Origin of the sequence: Arthrobacter sp. 2RAF22, from assembly GCF_052115325.1 — a bacterium.
Taxonomy (GTDB): Bacteria; Actinomycetota; Actinomycetes; order Actinomycetales; family Micrococcaceae; genus Arthrobacter.
In genome coordinates this window covers 69,635-89,796 of sequence record NZ_JBFRGL010000011.1, presented here as the reverse complement: position 1 = coordinate 89,796, position 20,162 = coordinate 69,635, and the positions used below count along the sequence as shown (strand labels likewise).

At 64.0% G+C, this 20,162-nt stretch carries 18 protein-coding genes; 13 read left to right on the top strand and 5 right to left on the bottom strand.

Annotation, left to right across the window (positions count from 1 at the left end; translation table 11 throughout):
- The first annotated feature begins 26 nt into the window (after positions 1-26).
- Genes AB4068_RS10590 through AB4068_RS10580 form a run of 3 tightly spaced genes read left to right on the top strand, consistent with a single transcriptional unit; the run spans position 27 to position 2,950 of the window.
- Positions 27-1,163 carry an aromatic ring-hydroxylating oxygenase subunit alpha gene (locus AB4068_RS10590; protein WP_284989676.1) on the top strand — a complete coding sequence of 379 codons (1,137 nt, stop codon included), beginning with the start codon at positions 27-29 and terminating at the stop codon, positions 1,161-1,163.
- A 60-nt stretch (positions 1,164-1,223) separates the two neighbouring features.
- Positions 1,224-2,312 (top strand): S-(hydroxymethyl)mycothiol dehydrogenase, encoded by a 1,089-nt coding sequence (locus tag AB4068_RS10585; protein WP_441433349.1) that lies wholly within the window; start codon positions 1,224-1,226, stop codon positions 2,310-2,312.
- Positions 2,309-2,950, top strand: a complete 642-nt coding sequence (locus AB4068_RS10580) for an MBL fold metallo-hydrolase (protein WP_441433348.1) — start codon at positions 2,309-2,311, stop codon at positions 2,948-2,950. The genes AB4068_RS10585 and AB4068_RS10580 overlap by 4 nt, the downstream gene beginning before the upstream one ends.
- Here the strand turns inward: AB4068_RS10580 and AB4068_RS10575 are convergent.
- The gene (locus AB4068_RS10575) at positions 2,947-3,771 is read right to left on the bottom strand and encodes an IclR family transcriptional regulator (RefSeq protein WP_441433347.1); all 825 of its coding nucleotides are present in this window, start codon (positions 3,769-3,771) and stop codon (positions 2,947-2,949) included. The two genes, AB4068_RS10580 and AB4068_RS10575, sit on opposite strands and share 4 nt — an antisense overlap.
- A gap of 105 nt (positions 3,772-3,876) precedes the next feature.
- Between AB4068_RS10575 and AB4068_RS10570 the strand changes: the two genes are divergently transcribed.
- A complete protein-coding gene (locus AB4068_RS10570) occupies positions 3,877-4,614 on the top strand; it encodes a VOC family protein (RefSeq protein WP_441433346.1) in 738 nt (245 codons plus the stop codon).
- Positions 4,615-4,821: 207 nt separating this feature from the next.
- Here the strand turns inward: AB4068_RS10570 and AB4068_RS10565 are convergent, their stop codons facing one another.
- A complete protein-coding gene (locus AB4068_RS10565; RefSeq protein ID WP_307052812.1) occupies positions 4,822-5,361 on the bottom strand; it encodes a hypothetical protein in 540 nt (179 codons plus the stop codon).
- Between the two features lie 47 nt (positions 5,362-5,408).
- Complete coding sequence (locus AB4068_RS10560; RefSeq protein WP_307052813.1) at positions 5,409-7,220, bottom strand: hypothetical protein; 1,812 nt, start codon at positions 7,218-7,220, stop codon at positions 5,409-5,411.
- 254 nt (positions 7,221-7,474) lie between these two features.
- Here AB4068_RS10560 and AB4068_RS10555 point away from each other — a divergent pair, with 254 nt between their 5' ends.
- Positions 7,475-8,326, top strand: a complete 852-nt coding sequence (locus AB4068_RS10555) for a hypothetical protein (protein ID WP_332601675.1) — start codon at positions 7,475-7,477, stop codon at positions 8,324-8,326.
- On the top strand, positions 8,311-8,592 hold the full coding sequence (locus AB4068_RS10550; protein ID WP_059388145.1) for a hypothetical protein: 282 nt from the start codon (positions 8,311-8,313) through the stop codon (positions 8,590-8,592). Before AB4068_RS10555 ends, AB4068_RS10550 begins: the two co-directional genes overlap by 16 nt.
- A 375-nt stretch (positions 8,593-8,967) precedes the next feature.
- Here AB4068_RS10550 and AB4068_RS10545 read toward each other — a convergent pair whose 3' ends face one another.
- The gene (locus AB4068_RS10545; protein WP_441433345.1) at positions 8,968-9,639 is read right to left on the bottom strand and encodes a GntR family transcriptional regulator; all 672 of its coding nucleotides are present in this window, start codon (positions 9,637-9,639) and stop codon (positions 8,968-8,970) included.
- 153 nt (positions 9,640-9,792) lie between these two features.
- Here AB4068_RS10545 and glyA point away from each other — a divergent pair, with 153 nt between their 5' ends.
- Genes glyA through purU form a run of 7 tightly spaced genes read left to right on the top strand, consistent with a single transcriptional unit; the run spans position 9,793 to position 18,591 of the window.
- On the top strand, positions 9,793-11,163 hold the full coding sequence (gene glyA, locus AB4068_RS10540) for a serine hydroxymethyltransferase (protein ID WP_284989680.1): 1,371 nt from the start codon (positions 9,793-9,795) through the stop codon (positions 11,161-11,163).
- Positions 11,160-12,380, top strand: coding sequence for a sarcosine oxidase subunit beta family protein (locus tag AB4068_RS10535; protein WP_078106196.1), 1,221 nt, complete (start codon positions 11,160-11,162; stop codon positions 12,378-12,380). Before glyA ends, AB4068_RS10535 begins: the two co-directional genes overlap by 4 nt.
- 24 nt (positions 12,381-12,404) lie before the next feature.
- Positions 12,405-12,719, top strand: a complete 315-nt coding sequence (locus AB4068_RS10530) for a sarcosine oxidase subunit delta (protein WP_059390258.1) — start codon at positions 12,405-12,407, stop codon at positions 12,717-12,719.
- Positions 12,716-15,661: an FAD-dependent oxidoreductase gene (locus AB4068_RS10525; protein ID WP_441433344.1), complete on the top strand. Its 2,946-nt coding sequence runs from the start codon at positions 12,716-12,718 to the stop codon at positions 15,659-15,661. Before AB4068_RS10530 ends, AB4068_RS10525 begins: the two co-directional genes overlap by 4 nt.
- A complete protein-coding gene (locus AB4068_RS10520) occupies positions 15,654-16,289 on the top strand; it encodes a sarcosine oxidase subunit gamma (protein WP_441433343.1) in 636 nt (211 codons plus the stop codon). The genes AB4068_RS10525 and AB4068_RS10520 overlap by 8 nt, the downstream gene beginning before the upstream one ends.
- Positions 16,289-17,680, top strand: coding sequence for an L-serine ammonia-lyase (locus tag AB4068_RS10515; protein WP_441433342.1), 1,392 nt, complete (start codon positions 16,289-16,291; stop codon positions 17,678-17,680). The genes AB4068_RS10520 and AB4068_RS10515 overlap by 1 nt, the downstream gene beginning before the upstream one ends.
- Before the next feature lie 2 nt (positions 17,681-17,682).
- A complete protein-coding gene (gene purU / locus AB4068_RS10510) occupies positions 17,683-18,591 on the top strand; it encodes a formyltetrahydrofolate deformylase (protein ID WP_059388142.1) in 909 nt (302 codons plus the stop codon).
- 42 nt (positions 18,592-18,633) lie between these two features.
- On the opposite strand, the gene AB4068_RS10505 is transcribed toward purU, so the two are convergent.
- Positions 18,634-20,121, bottom strand: a complete 1,488-nt coding sequence (locus AB4068_RS10505; RefSeq protein WP_441433341.1) for a PucR family transcriptional regulator — start codon at positions 20,119-20,121, stop codon at positions 18,634-18,636.
- Positions 20,122-20,162 lie beyond the last annotated feature (41 nt).

The window sequence follows — 20,162 nt, the reverse complement described above, 5'->3', positions numbered from 1 at the left end:
ACGTTCATCACTGAATAGGAGTCAGCATGACCACTGAAGTTGTTTCCCCCAGCCTGATCCCCACTCTCCCCGGCCACACTTATGTCAGTGAAGACATCTTCCGTGCCGAGCAGGAACACATCTTCGAACAAATGTGGTTCTGCGCTGTGCGGACCGCGGACCTGGAAAAGGCCGGCTCGTTCAAAACCGTGCAGATCGGCCGTGAGAGCGTACTCATCAACCGCACCCGCAAGGGCGAGATCCGCGCGTTCTACAACATCTGCCGGCACCGTGGCGTGAAGCTGTGCATGGAGGAGTCCGGCGAGGCCAACCGCTCGTTCCAGTGCCCGTACCACGCCTGGACCTACGATCTTGAGGGGAAGCTCATCGCGGCCCCGAACCTCACCAAGATGCCGGATATCGATCGAAACGAATACGGGCTGGTCAAGGTCCACGTCCGGGAATACATGGGCTACGTCTGGGTCAGCCTCGCGGATGAGCCACCGTCGTTCGAGGAAGACGTCATGGGCGCGATCGAGGAGCGCCTCGGGGATCTGCGGGCTGTCGACGACTATGACATCGCGAACCTGAGCCTTGGCCGGCGCATCAAGTACGACGTGAAGGCCAACTGGAAGCTCATCATCGAAAACTTCATGGAGTGCTACCACTGCGCCACGATCCACCCCGAACTCACCGAAGTCCTGCCCGAGTTCGCCGACGGCCTGGCGGCGCAGTATTTTGTGGGCCACGGCGCGGAGTTCGGTGACGACATCAAGGGCTTCACGATTGATGGTTCCGAAGGCCTGGATCGGATTCCCGGAGTCGGCGACGACCACGACCGCCGGTACTACGCAGTGACCATCAAGCCGAATGTCTTCGTCAACCTTGTTCCGGACCACGTCATCATCCACCGCATGTTCCCGCTGGCTGCCGACCACACGATCGTCGAATGCGACTGGCTGTACCTGCCCAGCGTCGTGGAATCCGGCAAGGACGTGAGCGCTTCGGTGGAGCTCTTCCACCGGGTCAACGAGCAGGACTTCGACGCCTGCGAACGCTGCCAGCCGGCCATGGGCTCCAAGATCTACGCCAAGGGCGGCGTCCTGGTACCGAGCGAGCACCACATTGAGGCGTTCCACAGCTGGGTCACGAGCAAGATCGCCGACGTCCCCGCCGACAGCTAGCCTGAGGAATGTCTGTCGTCGTAACGAGTAACCAGGAACCTAGGAAAGGGACGCAAGCCAATGGTTCATAAAGTAAAAGCCGTCATCGCCAAGGAAAAGAACGCCCCGGTCACGCTGGAGACCATCATGGTGCCGGACCCTGGTCCGGGGGAGGCTCTGGTGGACATCCTCACCTGCGGTGTCTGCCACACCGACCTGCACTACAAGCAGGGCGGCATCACCGATGATTTCCCCATCCTGCTCGGCCACGAAGCCACCGGCGTGGTCAGCGCCGTTGGCCCGGACGTCACCGATGTGGCGCCGGGGGACAGGGCCATCCTGAACTGGCGCGCCGTGTGCGGCCACTGCCGTGCGTGCGCCAAGGGCCAGCCGCAGTACTGCTTCAACACGCACAATGCCACCCAGAAGATGACCCTGGAGGACGGCACGGAACTGACCCCGGCACTGGGGATCGGCGCCTTCGCGGAGAAGACCCTCGTGGCCGCCGGGCAGTGCACCAAAGTGGACGACGACGTCGATCCCGCCGCCGTCGGGCTGCTCGGCTGCGGTGTGATGGCAGGCATCGGTGCCGCGATCAACACCGGTGAGGTCAAGCGGGGCGAGTCCGTGGCCGTGATCGGTTGCGGCGGCGTCGGCATCGCCGCTATTGCCGGGGCAAAGCTCGCCGGCGCCACGACGATCATCGCCGTGGACATCGACGCCAACAAAATCGGGATGGCCATGTCCCTGGGAGCCACACACGGTGTCAACTCCAGCCAGGAGGACCCCGTCGAGGCCATCCGGGCCCTGACCGGCGGCAACGGCGCCGATGTGGTGATTGACGCCGTCGGGCGCCCGGAGACCTACAAGCAGGCCTTCTACGCGCGCGACCTCGCCGGCCGCGTAGTGCTGGTGGGCGTCCCGACGCCGGGCATGTTGCTTGAGCTGCCCTTGCTGGATGTCTTCGGCCGCGGCGGTTCGCTGAAGTCCTCCTGGTATGGCGACTGCCTGCCTTCCCGCGACTTCCCGATGCTCGTGGCGCACTACAAGCAAGGCAACCTGGACCTGGACGCATTCGTGTCCGAACGGATCACCATCGACCAGGTGGAAGAGGCGTTCGCCAAGATGCACGAGGGCAAAGTGCTCCGTTCGGTGGTGGAAATCGGATGAGCGTCGCCATTGAGAACCTCGTCACCTCGGGCACGTTTTCGCTCGACGGCGGTACGTGGGACGTGGACAACAATGTCTGGATCGTCGGCAACGACGACGAATGCGTGATCATCGATTCGCCGCACGACGCGGAGGCAATCATCGGCCAGGTCCGTGGCCGGAAGGTGCGCGCCATCCTGCTCACCCACGCGCACAACGATCACATCGGAGCAGCGCTCGACGTCGCGAAGGCAGTGAACGCGCCGATCCACCTTCACCCGGCAGACATGGTCCTGTGGGAGCAGGTGTACCCGGACGCCGGCCCGGACCGTTACATCACGGACGGCGACGTCTTCGAAGTGGCCGGCACGGCACTGCAAGCCATCCACACCCCCGGCCACTCACCGGGTTCCACGTGCTTCTACCTCGAAAGCGAAGGCACGGTGTTCACCGGCGACACCCTCTTCAACGGCGGCCCGGGAGCAACCGGAAGGTCCCACAGCGACTATCCGACCATCCTGGCCTCGATCCGGGAACGCCTCCTGACGCTTCCGCCGGAAACCGTGGTCCGGACCGGTCACGGCGACAACACCACCATCAAAGCCGAGGCGGAAAACCTCGCCCAGGCAGCGCTGGATCGCCAGGCCGACGGCGCTTAGGCGCCGCCGGCTGCTGTGTAACCCATCTTGACGCTGATTGAATACCCGGCTTGCTTGAGCGCATCGAGCAGGCCGGGTATTTTTTCCGGCTCGAAACGGAAGGCCGGCCCGGAAAGGCTGATGGCTCCGATCACCGTGCCGCTGTGGTTGCGGATCGGAACGGCGACGGCGTTGAGTCCGCGCTCGAGTTCTTCATACGTGGCGGCGTACCCGGCCTCCGCAATGACCGGCATTTGCCGCTCCAGCTCGTCGCGGTCGGTGATGGTCTGCGGAGTGTATCGTGCCTGGCCGGATTCCCTGAGAATTCGGTCACGTGTCCCAGGCGGCAGCGCTGCAAGCATGACCTTGCCGCTGGACGTGGCGTGGAGCGGGGTGAGCCCGCCGATCCAGTCCTGCGTGCCAAGCGTGTTGGGGCCAATGGCCTGGTCCACGTTGACCGCGAAATTTGACCGAAGCACGGCCAGGTTGGCGGTCTCGGCGAACTTCTCCGCAAGGGCTTCGAGATCTTCCCGGGCTTCCTTTACCAAGCTGAGGCGGGCCGGAATGGCGCTGGCCAGGCGCAGGATGTTGAATCCGAGTTGGTATTTTCCGCGCTCGTGGTTCTGCTGAACCATTCCACGGGCGTCCAGGGCGCTCAGCAGTCGCGATGCCGTTGACTTGTGGACGCCCATTTCCTCAGCGATCTCACTCACGCCGGCATCGCCGTTGCGGGCGATGATTTCGAGCACGGTGATGGCCCGGTCAACGGACTGCACACCCGCGTGGTGTGCGCCGGCCGGATCGGAATCGGGGTCGTTGGCAGGGCTAGCATCAGCGTCCATGTGGTTCATCGTCTCAAACACGGTCAAATGCGCGGCCTCTCCGGTCAGCGTGTCCTGGGATGTTGCCGCTCAGCCGGGTATTGCCTGGTTATAGGATCGGGCGGTATGGCACTGCGACTTGTTCAAGTGAATTTCAAGGCCCGGGACGACTCGGCTCTGGGCCGGTTTTGGGCGGAGGCGCTTGGTTGGGATATTTCCAGCGAAGGCCCCGGTGTGAGCAATGTTGAACCCGCGGGCTTCACCGGGCCGGACCCCGCCGCCGTCTGCGTCGATGTCGTCACTGTGCCTGACCCCGAAACGGTGAGGTATCGCGCCCACCTCGACCTCGCCACCGCCTCTGAGGCCCATCAAGCGGAGCTTGTGGCGCGCCTGGTGAAGCTCGGCGCGACGCCTGCCGATATCGGCCAGGGCGATGTGCCGTGGACGGTCCTGGCCGATCCGGAGGGCAACGTGTTCTGCGTGTTGGAGCCTCGGCCGATCTACCAGGACACCGGGCCGATCGCCGCGGTGGTGGTCAATTGTGCGGATCCGCGGGCCATGGTGCGGTTCTGGAGCGGGGCGATGGACTGGACTGTGCACGAGGAGACTGATGATTTTGCGAGGCTGCGTTCGGCCAAGGGCGTTGGGCCGTATTTGGAATTCGTCCGGACTCCCGCCGCGAATGCCGCGCGCGGCCGGGTCCATCTCGACCTGAGGCCGTACCCCGGAGATGATCAAGCGGCGGAGGTGGCCCGGTTGCGGGACCTGGGCGCCACGGACGCCGACGTCGGCCAGGGCGACGTGCCATGGGTGTGCCTCGCCGACACGGAGGGCAACGAGTTCTGCGTTCTCAGCCCCGGCTGACGCAGCGCTTCGGCTTCCAAGGCGCGTCCAGTGCAGAGTATGCAGGGGTCTTCCAGTGCTCCTCATGGCCGCTGACTTGTGGACGCTCGCCTCCGCGATCACTCACATCGGCTTCGCCCGTTGCGCGTCGGCGAGATCGGTATCGAGCCGCAGCCATGCGTCCGGCCGAGCTCGACAACGATGATGAGGAAGCGCCCCTCACGAGCGTCACTGGTCGGTGCTGCCGCCAATGAATCCTCTCGTCGTCACCGCGTGCACTAACGGTTGTACCCCTGCGTCGCCGAGGGTATTTCGCATCGCATCGATCAGCTCGTTCACTTGGTGGACGGTGAAATAGTCGCCGGGTGACGAGTTGCGAATGCGTTCCGCGAAGTGCGATGCCAGAACCGGGCCGTAAAGGGTGAGCGCTCCTTCCGGGAAGTCCGGACGGATGAACCGATCGCCGAGACCGATGCTGCGGTTGCGGAGCATCTCGGTCGCCTCGGGAATGCCATCGCCGAGGTAAGAGACGGTGTCAGCCCAGCAGGATAGTTCTTCGACGTTCAGCCTTCTCGGCACGCCGTTCAGTCGAGATGTCAGGTGGGCGCGAAGCCATCGCTTCCACACTTCAGCACCGTCGACCCCGTCTGCACGAAGGAAATACACCACCGCCTGAGCAAACTCCGCTTCGTGCGCTCCGTCGGCGGCAAGAACGCTCTGATCGAGCAGGGTTTGGCGCGACTCCGGGGCGATACCAGCGAAGGACACGATCGAGATGACCAGGCCGAAGAATTGATTCTGGAGCTCGTTGACCCTTAGCGAGTCGAGCCGCGCCCACTCTGCGATGATACTGTCCAGGAAACCAGCGGCGAGCAGCTTGTCGTTGTAGCGAGGGTGGCGAAGGTAGGGAGGCCAAAACAACGGCGCGGTCGCGTCAGCACGGAATAACGGGAGCAGGTGCTCTGTCGCGAAGGCCGGGTCGGCAGCGAATAAGAAGAACAAGTGGCTCGCCAGAGCGGGTCCTGTGGCATCGAACGCGTGCGCCGGCCCGCAGAGAAGCTGCGTAAGAGCCTCGTGCTCGTCATCGCTGAGGCCCAACCAGTCATCACGATGTTTCCGCCATCGTCGATCAACCTCAGCCATCCAGTACTGGGCGAGGTCTCCTGGCCAAGAATTGAGGTAAGCGGTGCCATCGAGTTCGGGTCCGCTGCCTCGGAATGCGTGAACGAGTGGCCATGCTTCCTCCAAAGGTCGAGGGCGATGCGGCGCATCGCCGCGAGAGCCGGTGTCTCGTCACTCTCGATCTGCTTTCGAACCTGCTCCAGCAGGAATCGGCCGACTGAGCGAGCGGATTCTAAACTTGCGACTTGTGTTGTAACTCGTGCGACGACGGTGTTGGCAATCGCACCCAGAGCCGATTCCGCCCAACCATCGACAATAGCTCGGCGAAGGTCGTCGGCCTGAGAACCGCGGTCTGGCCGATCATCGACGAGGGCCCAAAGTTGTTCGCCGAGGTCGGGGCGGGACTCAGCCACTTGGCTCACGAGAGAAAGAGCGTCGCGCCACTCTGGTTCGTTCAAGCTCCGTTCCGAGTAGTCCCCGGCTAGGAGGTCATCGACGGTACCAGCGGGATCCTTTTCAAGGGACCCGATAAAGTCATCCAGTTCCATCGGCAGTTTTCCGCCCCAGGTGCCGGTCGTCATCCACTTGTCGAAGTCGGGATTCTCCCGCGGGGCGAAAACATGGTTTGCGTCCTGTGCCTCTGCAAGGGCTGTGCCGGCCTCAGCCCATCCGGGCGCAACTTGGGTCAGCCATACAAGCAAGTTGTAGGTTGCGTATTTGGTGTGCTGTTCACGGTCGAGGATGTCTTCCGTGACGTCTTTGGGAAGGCTAGGCCCGGCTTGTGCGGCCGAAAGGAGGTGATCTCGTGCTTCTTTCGATGCTTTTTCCGCCGACACTTTGAGGATGCGATAAGTCTCGTGTTTGAGAGTAGTTTCGTAGAGAGCAGATCGTTCTAGCAGCCACGAGATCTTCTCGTCGTACGACCGCGAGGCGTCAAGTGCGACCAAATGTAGCGCGAGACGTCGGAAGAGGTCTCGACCGATCGACCACCACCGTTCGGGCAGGTCCGGCCGTGCGAGCAGGGCTTTCTCGCCGTACGCTCGCAGCCCATCGATGACTGCGTCCACGGGATGGCGAAACCGATCCTGCCCGTGCGGTTCGATTGCCGAGCGACGAAAGTTGAGCGGATCCCACGAGCGTAGGCCGTGATAAGCGTCGAGAAGGTCGTAAGCGGCGCTCAGTGAGTCTTCGAGTACCGCTCCCAGCATCAAGTCGCCGGGTACGGTCGCCTCGATGACCTTCAAGACGTGCTTGGTGAGACTGCGCTCCTTGGTGTTCCAATGCACTTCGGCGTCGGGGAGAGTTGTCAGATCCTCGGAGCCATCAAGGGACCATCGTCGCTTGAGCACGAGGTAAGGCCTGAGAGCCGCCCTGAGCACCGTAGGGTCTTCAGGGCGGCTGTTCGGCTGATACGACAAAAATGTCTCGGTGGCAACCGGCGCAGAGTGACCGTGAATTGAGGTCGCGAGGAATGCTTTCCATCTCCGCCCGGCGTCAGGATCCACCTTGCTCAGATCGGCGGCTGCCCAACCGGCACCCCGGAAGAGGCCCCCGCCGAGCGTTTGGCCCAACCGCTGCATCGTCTGCAGTGCTGCTCCGTGAAGTTCCGGTAACGCGATGAAGCTCTGACAGAACCAGTTCCCAAGGATGGTGGTCGTATCGTCGAAGCACGGCGGCTACGAACGTTCTAACGTGCTTCCCCTCGCTACCACTCAAATATGGGCGATTCGCCACTCATTTTGATTCGGAAGACCACTCAGTGCAGTTTTCCCTTGTTAGCGTTTGCGATGAAGGCCCCCGTCGCGCCTTAAAGAACTCGGTGTATCTGTTCTTTCGATTACCGAAAAGGAACATCGATGAGGCCTTCGTGAGGCGGGTCGTCGACCACGCCCATGACAGTTTCACGATTGGGGACCAAATGATTATCAAAAGGATCCTGGCCTGTCTGGCCATGGCTGCGCTCCTAGCCGCTTCAACAGCGACACCCGCCATAGCTGACGTCGATGCCAACGCGGGAGGCGCTCCGGCGAGAGTGGAAAACGCACCCAAGGAAGCTGCGAAGGCTGAGGCCGTAGCGCGCAAGGTCTTTGAGTCCGACAATCCCGAGCTTGCGGCCAAATCGCTCGGCTCGGAAGAGCTTGGTTTGTTTGAGGCCTATAGCGCGGTCGCGAATGTCATCAGTTCGCCGAAAAGCTACGCGCCGGCAGATAGTCTGGCCAAGAAATCCACATTGAAGGGAATAACGCCGGCTCAGTTCGGCACTCTGGCTTCCGGATGCTGGAACACTTCATCCTGGGTGATAGGCACGAATGCCTTTGGAGGGTGGCTTTACAAGCTGACCGTTAGTGGCGGATGGTGTGGCAACGGTTCGTCAGCAACACAATCATGGTTCAACGGCACGTGGGGTGAGACGTTTGCAATCGGGTGGCGCGACAATGGCCAGGTCTCCAGGCACGCAATCATCTCGGGCGGCTCGGCTAAAATTGTCGGACAGCGCGAATTCAAACTCGGTGTCGGGGGTTGGGACGTGTCGTCGCCTCGCCCCTGCGTGCGGATCATAGGTCACGGCAATGGTCAAAAAGGAGATGACCAATCATGCAGCCCTTGGTAAGGAAGCGCTCAGGCGTTGCGCTCTCCAGATTTTTCCTGCTGGGAGCGGCCATCTTGTTGATTTTGCCGCTCTATCCATTCACAGCTATCTCTGCTGTCCTGTCAGGATCTGCCCTCTTTCTTGCAGCCAGAGAAGCCCCGAGTCGGAACCGCACCCTCACCTTGGCCACGGCCGTTGTGCTGCTCGGAATGGTCATCCTCTTGACGCTCCTGAGCCTGCAGACGGGAACCATTGGCCCCCACAGCGGCGAGGTCTCGAAAGTGTAGCTCCCGCTGTTCAATGCTCAGGCGCGCACGACGGCGACACGCCCCGAAAAGGACACGTCGCCGTCGTTGTCAATTCCTTTAGTGCGGCCCGCCGTCGATCGCCAAAGCCGTTCCTTCTTGGGCGCCGTCGTGCCACACTTGGTGGACTATCGATTGACTGGGGGATCCGGGTCAGGAGATTGGTATGAGTGTTCTGATGCAACCCCGCACCTCGGGCGGCCGACTGGTGGTGATCGAGCCATGATCATCGGTTGGGCTTACTTCATGGCGGGAGTAATGACGGTTGATGCGCTCTTGCTGGGGCTGCTGCTGTTTAACGTGAAGTGGCCGAAGCACTGGAAGAGAAACGGCTAAGGGCAGCGGTATCCCACGAACCTAGAGCACCTTGCGGATCGACTCTTCGAAACTCGCCACGTGGTGCAGGGCGAGCGCTGCCGCCCGGTCCTCGTCGCCGTCGGCGATTGCGGTGAGCAGCTCAGCGTGCTCTGCGACGTGGCCCGTCACAGAAGGCATCTTGTCCAGCATGTGGCACCAGATGCGGGTTGCCAGGTTGTCGTAGCGGATCAGCACGTCCTCAAGGTGCGGATTGGCCGCGGCCCTGTAGATGAGCCGGTGCACCTGGATGTCGTAGCGCATGAGGTCCTGCTGGCCGGCGTCGTGTGCCTCCAGGCCGCTGATGGCTGCGGCGACCTCGCGCAGTTCTTCCCTCAGCTTCGGGCTGGCCATGCGGGCAGCCCGCCGTGACGCCAAGGGCTCAAGCAGCTCGCGGATTTCCGAGACGTCCGCGAGTTGGGTGATGTCGACGCCGGTGGCGAAGGTTCCGCGGCGGGGATATGAGACCACAAGGTGGTCGCTTTCCAGCCGCTTGATGGCCTCGCGCACGGGTGTCCGTCCGATGCCGAGCTCCGCGGCGACCTGCCCGTCGTTGATGGGGTCTCCGGGTTTGATGTCCAGCATGATGAGCCGGTCGCGCAGGAGCAGGTAGGCGTTTTCCGCCAAGGACGTTCCCTGCGTGCCTGTGTCCGGTGCTTCCAGTGCAGTGCTCATGTGCCTCTCCCGTTTGCCACAATTCCAAGTCTGGCGGTTCAGTTGCCGCCGGACTGTTGACGGCTGTGTGATCTTCAACATACTATGGCAACAGTTCTAATATATCAGTTGCTGATTAGTCAGTAAATATAAGTATCTCAAAAGGAGACCACGATGGTTGAACCGCTGATCCGCCCACTCGCCCAGGCGGACCCGGAGGTTGAGCAGGCGATCGCCCAGGAACTCATCCGCCAGCAGTCCACGCTGGAAATGATCGCCTCCGAAAACTTCGCTCCTGCAGCCGTCATGCAGGCACAGGGCTCGGTCCTGACCAACAAGTACGCGGAAGGCTACCCCGGCAAGCGCTACTACGGCGGCTGCGAGCATGTGGACGTCATCGAGCAGCTGGCCATCGATCGCGTCAAGGCCCTCTTCGGCGCCGAAGCCGCAAATGTCCAGCCGCACTCCGGCGCCCAGGCCAACGCCGCAGCCATGTTCGCGCTCCTTGAACCGGGGGACACCATCATGGGCCTCGACCTCGCGCACGGTGGCCACCTGACCCACGGCATGCGCATCAACTTCTCCGGCAAGCTGTACAACGTCATCCCGTACCACGTCAGCGAATCCGACCTCCGGGTGGATATGGCGGAAGTGGAAGCCCTCGCCCTGGAACACCGCCCGAAGCTGATCGTTGCCGGTTGGTCCGCCTACTCGCGCCACTTGGATTTCGCAGAATTCCGCCGCATCGCCGACCTCGTGGGCGCCTACCTCATGGTGGACATGGCCCACTTCGCCGGCCTCGTCGCAGCGGGACTGCACCCCAACCCGGTGCCGTATGCCGACGTCGTGACCACCACAACCCACAAGACACTCGGCGGCCCGCGCGGCGGAGTCATCCTGTCGAAGGAACAATACGCACGCAAGATCAACAGCGCGGTTTTCCCCGGCCAGCAAGGCGGCCCGCTGGAGCATGTGATCGCGGCCAAGGCCGTGGCGTTCAAGATGGCGGCTGAGCCTGAATTCCAGGAACGCCAAGCACGGGTGCTGGAAGGCGCCAAGCTCCTGGCCGAACGACTCCTGAAGGACGACGTGGCCGCAGCAGGGATCTCGGTGGTCAACGGAGGCACCGACGTCCACTTGGTCCTCGTTGACCTGCGCCACTCGGAACTGGACGGCCAGCAGGCCGAGGACACCTTGCACCGCATCGGCATCACCGTGAACCGCAACGCCGTCCCTTTCGACCCCCGGCCGCCGATGGTTTCCTCCGGACTCCGCATCGGCACCCCGGCGCTCGCCGCACGCGGCTTCGGTGCCAAGGAATTCGCGGAGGTCGCGGACATCATCGCGACGGCGTTGATCGCCTCCGCCAGCACTGGCACAAACAGCAGCGGCACCTTGGGAGACGAGGCCGCCGTCGAACTCCGGGGGAGGGTTACCGCGCTCGCCGAGCAATTCCCGCTTTACCCGCACCTTTCCCAGGCTGGCAGCGGCAACGACGCCGCTTCCACCGAACTTGAGGCAGAAATGATTGGAGCAGCCCAGTGAGCGCAGACCAACTCCCCGAACACCCGGATTTTCTGTGGCGTAACCCGGAGCCCAAGGCTTCCTACGATGCCGTGATCGTGGGTGGTGGCGGCCACGGCTTGGCCACCGCGTACTTCCTGGCCAAGAACCACGGCATGACCAACATCGCCGTCCTGGAAAAGGGCTGGCTGGCCGGCGGCAACATGGCGCGCAACACCACCATCATCCGTTCCAACTACCTGTGGGACGAGAGCGCCGCCATCTACGAGCACGCCCTTAAGCTCTGGGAGATCCTGCCCGAGGAACTCGAATACGATTTCCTCTTCAGCCAGCGCGGCGTCATGAACCTCGCCCACACCCTCGGCGACGTCCGCGAAAGCGTCCGCCGCGTCGGCGCGAACAAGCTCAACGGGGTCGACGCCGAATGGCTGGACCCGCAGCAGGTCAAGGAACTCTGCCCCATCCTGAACATCAGCGACAACATCCGCTACCCGGTGATGGGCGCTACTTACCAGCCCCGGGCTGGCATCGCGAAGCACGACCACGTCGCCTGGGCTTTCGCCCGCAAGTGCGACGAGCTCGGCGTGGATATCATCCAGAACTGCGAAGTAACGGGCTTCCTGAAGGACGGCAACCGCGTGGTGGGCGTCAAGACCAACCAGGGAACCATCCACACCGAAAAGGTTGGCCTCGCGGCCGCCGGCCACAGCTCGGTCCTCGCCGAAATGGCCGGCTTCCGCCTCCCGATCCAGTCCCACCCCCTCCAGGCGCTGGTATCGGAGCTGCATGAGCCGGTCCACCCCACGGTGGTCATGTCCAACCACGTGCATGTCTATGTTTCCCAGGCGCACAAGGGCGAGTTGGTCATGGGCGCCGGCGTCGACTCTTACAACGGCTATGGCCAGCGCGGCTCCTTCCACGTGATCGAGCACCAGATGGCTGCCGCCGTCGAACTGTTCCCGATCTTCGCCCGGGCCCATGTGCTCCGGACTTGGGGCGGAATTGTGGACACCACCATGGATGCCTCGCCGATCGTCGGACTCTCGCCGGTTGAGAACATGTTCGTCAACTGTGGATGGGGAACGGGCGGCTTCAAGGGCACGCCCGCTGCGGGCCTGACCTTCGCCCACACCATCGCCACGGGAACGCCGCACGAGCTCAACAAGCCCTTTTCACTGGAACGCTTCGAGACCGGTGCCCTGATCGACGAACACGGCGCCGCCGCCGTCGCCCACTAGCCGCAGCCTTTTAGGAGACCAACCATGCTGCTCATCAGCTGCCCCAATTGCGGGCCACGAGACGAAACCGAATTCCACTACGGCGGCCAGGCCCACGTGGCCTACCCGGAAAACCCGGACGCGCTAACGGACCGCCAGTGGGCCGAGTACTTGTTCTACCGCGACAACACGAAAGGCGCCTTCGCCGAACGCTGGGTACACAGCACCGGTTGCCGCCAATGGTTCAACATGCTCCGTGACACCGTCAGCTATGACATCCAGGCCATCTACAAGATGGGCGAACCGCGCCCTGATGTGAACCCCACAGCAGCCACCACTCCGGAAGGAGCAACGAAGTGACCCCGCAGAACGCCCGCCTCGCCACCGGCGGCCGCATCGACCGCAGCATCTCCTGGCGGTTCACCGTGGACGGCCAGGAATACACCGGCCACCCGGGGGACACTGTTGCTTCCGCTCTGCTGGCCAACGGCCGCATCAACGCAGGCAACTCCCTCTACGAGGACCGGCCCCGCGGCATCATGTCCGCCGGCGTGGAAGAATCCAACGCCCTGGTCAAGGTGGCTGCCCGCTTCCCCGGCCATGTCGCCGAGTCGATGCTTCCGGCGACCACCGTGTCTCTCGTGGACGGGCTCAACGTTGAGTTCCTGAACGGCCTCGGCAAGCTCGATCCCAACGAGGACCGCGCCGAGTACGACAAGAAGTACGTCCACACAGACGTCCTGGTGGTTGGCGGCGGCGTTTCCGGCCTCGCGGCAGCCCGCGAAGCCGTCCGCACCGGGGCCAGGGTCATCCTGATCGATGACCAGCCCGAACTCGGCGGCTCGCTGCTTTCCGGCTCCGCTGCCCCGGAACTCGCCGAAGTGATCGAAGGCAAGCCGGCGCTCGAATGGATCGCCGATGTCGAGGCGGAGCTCGTCTCCGCCGCCGAATGCACCGTCCTCAACCGCACCACGGCGTTCGGCTCCTACGACGCGAACTATGTGATCGCGGCACAGAACCGCACCGACCACCTCGGCAGCCCGGCCGCGGACGGCGTCTCCCGCCAGCGAATTTGGCACATCCGTGCCAAGCAGGTGGTCCTGGCCCCCGGTGCCCACGAGCGTCCGCTCGTCTTCGAGAACAACGACCGGCCCGGCATCATGCTGGCCTCGGCTGTCCGTAGCTACCTCAACCGCTACGCAGTCGCCGCCGGACGGCGGGTCGTCATCGGCACCACCAACGATTCGGCCTACTTGCTCGCTGCGGATTTGCTGGCCGCAGGCGTCAAGGTCGCCGCCGTCGTCGACGCCCGCCCCAAGCTCAGCGAGAAAGCGGCAACCGCCGTCGAAAGCGGCCTCCGCGTCCTCGTCGGCAGCGCCGTCGCCGATACCTCCGGCGCGGGGGAAAACGGCCGGATCGACGGCGTCACCATCCGCAGCCTCAACGACGACGGCGAAGTCACCTCCGGCGTCGAACGGATCGCTTGCGATCTGCTGGCGGTTTCCGGTGGCTGGAGTCCCGTGGTCCACCTCCACAGCCAGCGCCAGGGCAAGTTGCGTTGGGACGATGACCTGGCCGGCTTCGTGCCGAGCTCCGTGGTCAGGGACCAGCATGTTGCCGGTTCAGGCCGTGGCAGCTACGAGCTCGAGGATTGCCTGAGCGAAGGCGCATCCGCCGGTGCCGCGGCCGCTATCGCCGCAGGCTTCAGCACCCAGACGGTGCCTGTCGAGTTGAAGGCGCCCGTGGCCTCCGCCCCGACCCGCCAGTTGTGGCTGGTGCCGGGGCAGAGCGGAAACGCGGGGGAGTGGCACCACCACTTCGTCGACTTCCAGCGCGACCAGTCCGTGGCCGACGTGCTCCGTTCCACCGGGGCCGGCATGCGCTCGGTGGAACACATCAAGCGGTACACCTCCATCAGCACGGCCAACGACCAGGGCAAGACCTCCGGGGTCAACGCCATCGGCGTGATCGCGGCGGCCCTCAAGCAGGCGGGCGAGGCAGCCCGTGGCATCGGGGACATCGGAACCACGACCTACCGTGCCCCGTTCACGCCGGTGGCCTTCGCGGCGTTGGCCGGACGCCAGCGCGGCGAGCTGTTCGATCCCGCCCGCGTGACCTCCATCCACCCCTGGCACGTTGCCCAGGGAGCGCTCTTCGAGGACGTCGGCCAGTGGAAGCGGCCGTGGTACTACCCGCAAGCGGGCGAGGACATGGACGCCGCGGTGCTCCGCGAATGCGCCGCAGTCCGCGAATCCGTGGGCTTCATGGACGCCACCACGCTCGGCAAGATCGAGATCCGTGGCAAGGACGCCGGTGAGTTCCTGAACCGCATCTACACCAACGCGTTCAAGAAGCTTGCCCCCGGTTCCGCCCGCTACGGGGTCATGTGCACCCCGGACGGCATGATCTTCGACGACGGCGTGACCCTGCGCCTCGACGAGGGCCGCTACTTCATGACCACCACCACCGGCGGCGCAGCCAAGGTCCTCGACTGGCTCGAGGAATGGCACCAGACCGAGTGGCCCGAACTCGACGTCGTGTGCACGTCGGTGACCGAACAGTGGACGACGATTGCCGTCGTCGGGCCGAAATCCCGCGCCGTGATCGCCAAAGTCGCCCCGCAACTGGCGGCCGACGGCGGGCTGGATGCCGAAGCGTTCCCGTTCATGACGTTCCGCGAGACCACGCTGGCCTCCGGAGTCCAGGCACGGGTTTGCCGGATCTCGTTCTCCGGTGAGCTTGCCTACGAAATCAATGTTCCGTCCTGGTACGGGCTCAACACCTGGGAAGCCGTTGCTGCCGCAGGTGCCGAGTTCAACATCACCCCGTACGGCACGGAAACCATGCACGTGCTGCGTGCCGAGAAGGGCTACCCGATCGTCGGGCAGGACACGGACGGGACTGTCACCCTGCAGGATGCCGGGATGGAGTGGATCGTTTCCAAAGCCAAGGACTTCATCGGCAAGCGTTCGTACAGCCGCGAGGACGCGGTCCGCACTGACCGCAAGCACCTGGTCAGCGTCCTGCCGGCGGACGGCTCGTTCCGTCTTCCGGAAGGCACCCAGCTCGTGGAAAAGGGAATCCCGGTCAACCCGGCTTACGGCCCCGTGCCGATGCAGGGCTTCGTGACCTCGAGCTACCACAGTGCCGCATTGGGCCGTTCCTTCGGCCTGGCTCTGATCACCAACGGCCGCAACCGCATCGGCGAGACCTTGGTGGCCTCCGTCGGCGACCAGTTGCTGGACGTCGTTGTCGGAGAAACCGTACTTTTCGACGCAGAAGGGACCCGTAAAGATGGCTGAAACAGCAACCCCCGCAAACCCTGAGACGCTCCGTGCGGCACGCCGCAGCCCGGCGTCGCACTTGGCACCGACCTTCGAGTCCGGCTCCGTGGCTGGAACCGTGGCGTTGAAGGAGATCCCGTTCCAAACCATGGTGGGGATCCGGGTTGACAGGAATTCCGACGCCGGAGCCCGCCTCGCGTCCGTGACAGGCGGCCTGCCGGCTGCCTGCGGTGACATCAGCGGGGGTGAGAGGGCCACCACCCTGTGGCTTGGGCCGGAAGAATTCCTGGTGGTCGCACCGGAATCGGCCCACGATTCACTGGGCGGAGACCTTGTCCGCGCCCTGGTGGAGGCCTTGGGCGACAACCCTGGACAGGTGGTGGACTTGTCCGCCAACCGCACCACCTTCGAACTGTCCGGGATCCGGGCGCGAGACGTCCTGGAGAAGGGTTGTTCGCTGGACCTGCACCCCCGCGCCTTCCGCACCGGAACGGCCCTGGCCACGGAAATCGGCAACATCCCCGCCATGCTGTTCAAGACCGGCGAGGACAGCTTCCGGATCTTCCCGAGGGCGTCGTTCGCCGACTTCCTGGGCCGCTGGCTGCTTGACGGCATGAGGGAATACGCCTCTCCTGAGGTCCCCTGATGGCATTGAGCGTGCTTGACCTGTTTTCCATTGGCATCGGGCCGTCGTCTTCGCACACGGTCGGCCCGATGCGGGCGGCGAAGCAGTTCACCGACGGCCTGGAATCCTCCGGGCAACTCGCGGCAACGGTGCGCGTCCAGGCAGAGCTTTTCGGCTCGCTGGGCGCCACCGGCCGCGGCCACGGTTCGGACAAAGCCGTGGTGCTGGGACTACAGGGCCAATCACCGGAAACGGTGGACACGTCCACTGCCGATGACCAGGTTGCCGCGGCCGCCCTCGACGCCGAATTGCGGATAGCCGGACATCACCGCGTGGACTTCAACTGGGATGAAGACGTGGTCCTGCACCGACGCAAATCCCTGCCTGCCCACCCCAACGGCATGACCTTCCGTGCCCTCGACCACACCGGGGAAGTGCTCCGCGAACGGAGCTACTATTCGATCGGCGGCGGCTTCGTGGTGGACGGTGACGCGTCCGGAAACGACAAAGTGGTCGCTGACAGCACCGTGCTGCCCTATCCGTTCAGCACTGCAGACGAGCTCCTGGCGATCTGCGCACGGGAGGGCATGTCCATTTCCGATGTCATGCTCGCCAACGAACTCGTGTGGCGCAGCGAGGCCGAACTTCGCGAGCGGCTGCTGCAGATCTGGGCCGTCATGCGCGAATGCGTCGACAATGGCTGCGCCGCGGAAGGAATCCTCCCGGGAGGCTTGAACGTCAGGCGACGGGCGCCGTCGTTGTTCAAGTCGCTCAAGGCCACCGACGCCGGTCTGCAAGGCTCAAGCTCGGCAGACCCGCTGGTCGCCATGGAATGGGTGAACCTGTTCGCGCTGGCCGTGAACGAGGAAAACGCCGCGGGTGGCCGCATTGTCACGGCGCCCACCAACGGTGCGGCGGGCATTGTTCCGGCGGTGCTGCACTATTACACGAAATTCGTGCAGGGCGCCGACGACGACGGCGTGGTCCGCTTCCTGCTCGCGGCGGCCGCCGTCGGGATCCTGTTCAAGATCAACGCCTCCATTTCCGGCGCCGAAGTCGGCTGCCAGGGTGAAGTGGGCTCAGCCTGTTCGATGGCTGCCGCTGGTCTGTGCGAGGTCCTTGGAGGCACTCCCAAACAAGTGGAGAACGCCGCGGAAGTGGGCATCGAACACAACCTTGGCCTCACGTGCGATCCCGTAGGCGGGCTGGTGCAGATCCCGTGCATCGAACGCAACGCCATCGCCAGCGTGAAGGCCATCAACGCTGCCCGTCTTGCCCTGCACGGCGACGGCAGCCACAAAGTGTCCCTTGATAAAGCCATCAAAACCATGCGAGAGACAGGAGCGGACATGAAAAGCAAGTACAAGGAGACCTCCCGCGGAGGCCTCGCCGTCAACGTAGTGGAGTGCTAGCCATGACTGTCACACAGAATGAATCCGCCCCGCGGCCTGGAGCGGCCCTGCCGGCTACCACCGTTGAGCATGTCCTGACGCTCGATTGCCCGGAAACGCGGGGCATCGTGCACGCCGTCTCCGGCTTCCTCCTGGAACACGGCTGCGACATCATCGACAACAAGCAATTCGACTCCCAACTGGATCACCATTTCTTCATGCGGATCCACTTCGCATCGGAAGGTGACGAATCGACGATCGACTCGCTCCGGGAAGCCTTTGCGCCTGTTGCCGAAAAGTTCGGCATGCGCTGGCAGTTGCAACGCCACGGTGCCAAGCGGCGCGTCCTGATCATGGTCTCGAAGTTCGAGCACTGCCTCAACGATCTCCTGTTCCGGGCCCGTATCGGGGAACTGCCGGTCGAGATTGTCGGGGTGGTCTCCAACCATCCGGACCACAGGCGGACGGTCGAATGGCACGGCATTCCGTTCTTCCACGTGCCCGTCACCGCGGACACCAAGGCGGCGGCTGAAGGACAACTCCTTGACCTGATCGATCGCCTGGACGTCGAACTGGTGGTCCTGGCCCGCTACATGCAGGTCCTCAGCGACGATCTTGCCCGCAAGCTCGACGGCCGGGCCATCAACATCCACCATTCATTCCTGCCCAGCTTCAAAGGTGCCAAGCCGTACCACCAGGCTTACGCCCGGGGCGTCAAGACCGTGGGTGCCACCGCGCACTACGTCAACGGTGAGTTGGATGAGGGACCGATCATCGCCCAGCAAGTGGTAGAAGTTGACCACACCTTCGGTCCGGACGACCTCGTGGCAGCCGGCCGCGACACCGAGTGCAAAGCACTCAGCAACGCCGTCCGCTGGCATTGCGAAGGGCGCGTGATCCTGCAAGGCAGCAGAACCGTAGTGCTCAAGTAGCGTTTGAACGGCCCACCCAACGGTGGGCCGTTCAGGCGTTGCCTAAAGCCGCGCCAAGCGTGTTGCCACGTGAAGCGCGACGAGCCTGCCCGTTCCCCGGGGGTCCCCGCCGCACAACTCGAAAATCCGCTGGAGCCTGTGGTGCATCGACTGCCGTTCCAAGTGCAGTTCCCGTGCCGCGTGAGCGGTATTGCACCCCGTATCCAGCCAGACGGCCAACGTCCGCATCAGCTCCGAGCGCCGCAGCTCGTCATGCTCGACGACGGCGCCGAGCTGCCGCCGCACGAATCCTTCACGGACTGCCGCGTCGAGGCTTCCTTGTGCCAGTCGCTCGACGGCGAAGTCCTCGGTATCGACCACGCCGTTCGCGGCTCCCGGCCCGGACCCCGGCATGAGCTCGAGCGTCCGGCGCGCCTCTGCCAGCGACCACGGCGCCTCGCCGATTCCCTGCGCCAGCGGACCCACGGCGGTGACCGAGCCGTCGGGGACCTCCAGGGCCTCAAGCGCATGGATGAGCGCGATGCGCGAAGCCACTGCCCTGGTGCGGGGAAGCGCGGCCAAGGCAATCAATTCCGCGTTGTCCGCGTAGCTCGCGCTTTGCGGAACCGTGCCGTCCAGGATGCCGTCGAGCCGTGTCCGGAGCTGCCCAGCCGCAGGGGAACGCACCACGACGGCGGCCACCGGGCCGCTGGCGGGAAACCCCGACGCCGGTCCCAATTGCTGCAGTCGCCATGACTGCGTACCCGAACTGACGGCCCGCATGAGTTCGATGCCGGCAAGTTCCTTGAGTCCCGGCGGCATGCGTTGCAGCAGGGCCAAGCCGAGGATATCGACGCACCGCTCGCCGGCCACCTGCGCGAGGTTGGCGTCGCCGTCGTCGGGCACTTCCAACTCCAGCCGGGCCGCAAGGACGCCGCGGACGGGCACATCGACGGTGGTGACGGTCCCGGACTCGGGCTGCGCGGCCGCCGTCGCGCTTCCCAAAGTGATGCCCGACGGCGAGACGAGCCTCGCGCTGGAACCCGTCCGGCCTGCCAGCACCGCGAGGAGTTGATCCAGTCCGCCTCCGTGCGCGAGTTCCGCCGCCATGGCATGGCTCGTTTCGTCGCCGAACTGCAATTGTGCGACCGACTCACTGACAAGGAGCGAGTTGATGGCTTGCATGATGCCGACGAAAGGGGCCACTTTGCACAACTCGATGATGGGCAGCCCGGCGTCCTGGCCGGCGTCGATCATGGACTCCGGAATTGCGGGCAGCTCGGGACCCGTTTCGATCGCCAAAGCGGTGATGCCGCGCGCCGCCAGTTGGCGGACGTAGTCCACGCGCCGCTCGTCCGAGGCGGTGGCGAGGGCCTGCCCGCCGCTCAGGAGCAGCTCTCCGCCCCGGAGCAACGGAGCGATGTCCAGCACTTCGCTTGAATGGACCCAACGGAGCTGCCGGGACAGTGCCTCGGGCACATCCGTCCGGAGAACTGCTTCGGCGGCTTTCAGGCTTTCGTGTTCGAAGGCGTCGGCAAGGAGCAAAGACATGACACTCCGTAACTAATTATTGGAATCTATCGTACACATCG